Below are 1,408 nucleotides of genomic sequence, written 5' to 3'. Positions count from 1 at the left end.
CCTAATGAGAACTAGCGGGTCAGTCATCGGGCAGACTCGCTACCGGTAGCGGCCGGTGGGTGAGCACTCTAGGTGCCTGGACTCCAAGTCCTGATGTGAGATCGTTGCCCCCGCCGGTTGGCTCGGGAGAAGGGATCGCTGATGGGATGTCGTGCCCGCCCCGTGGGGCGTGAGCACTCGTTCATTAGGTTGCTGACAGTTCTCCCGCGCGTTACCGAATCATCGGTTGTTGTTGATCGACAGGAGGATTGGTTTTGCTCTACGTGGGAGATGATTGGGCCGAGGATCATCACGACATCGAATTGATGGACGCCGCCGGGCGCAAGCTGGCCAAAGCACGGTTACCCGAAGGTGTGGCCGGGATCGCCCGGCTGCACGCGATGATCGCCGAGCAACTCGGCGAGCACGCCGATGAAGCCGACGTGCTGGTTGGCATCGAGACCGAGCGCGGCCCGTGGGTTGCTGCGTTGCTGGCCGCTGGTTACACCGTGTACGTGGTCAACCCGCTGCAGGCGGCCCGCTACCGGGAACGCCACAGTGTCTCTGGGGCGAAAAGCGATCCAGCTGACGCACATACCTTGGCTGACATGGTGCGCACCGATGCCCATCAGCTGCGCCCGGTCGCGGCCGACACGCCTGAGGTTGAGGCGATCAAAGTGGTTGCTCGAGCCCATAAGACGATGATTTGGGAACGCACCCGTCATGTGCTGCGTTTGCGGCACGGTTTGCGAGAGTATTTCCCAGCCGCGTTGGAGGCCTTCGACGACCTCGACGCTGGGGACACCCTTGAGCTGTTGAGCAAGGCGCCAGAACCAGCGGCGGCGGCCACGCTGACCAGCGGTCAAATCCGGGCTGCGCTTAAACGCGCCCGCCGCCGCGACATCGACACCAAAACCAGACGTATCCAGGATGCTTTGCGCAGCGAACAACTCGGCCGCCACAAGGTGATCACAGCCGCCTACGCTGCCACGACCCGCTCGATCGTAGCGGTGCTGGTCACTCTCAACGAGCAGATCAAGGTCCTGCAAGAGCAAGTGGCCGAGCATTTTGGCCAGCACCCGGACGCTGAGATCATCATGTCCCAGCCCGGCATGGGACCGTTGCTCGGTGCCCGGGTGCTCGCCGAATTCGGTGACGCCCCAAAGCGTTACGTTGATGCTAAGGCCCGCAAGAACTATGCCGGCACTAGCCCGATCACCCGCGCCTCGGGGAAGAAGAAGGTCGTGTTGGCCCGGTTCGTGCACAATGACCGGCTCATCGACGCCCTCATCCTCCAGGCCCAATCCGCACTACGTGTCTCACCCGGGGCACGCGCCTACTACGACAAACAACGCGACCGCGGCCTGAGCTACAACGCTGCACTACGCCAGCTCGCCAACCGTCTCGTCGGCATCCTGCATGGCTGCCT

General features: G+C 62.9%; 1 protein-coding gene. It reads left to right on the top strand.

The features are described from left to right. Positions 1-305: 305 nt before the first annotated feature. Positions 306-1,408: IS110 family transposase (locus F6Q13_RS17430; protein ID WP_293059229.1), on the top strand; the 1,103-nt coding region annotated here is incomplete at its 3' end.

This window comes from Mycobacterium sp. (assembly GCF_008709575.1).
In the GTDB taxonomy this organism is placed as follows: domain Bacteria; phylum Actinomycetota; class Actinomycetes; order Mycobacteriales; family Mycobacteriaceae; genus Mycobacterium.
This window is presented reverse-complemented; position numbering and strand designations above follow the sequence as displayed.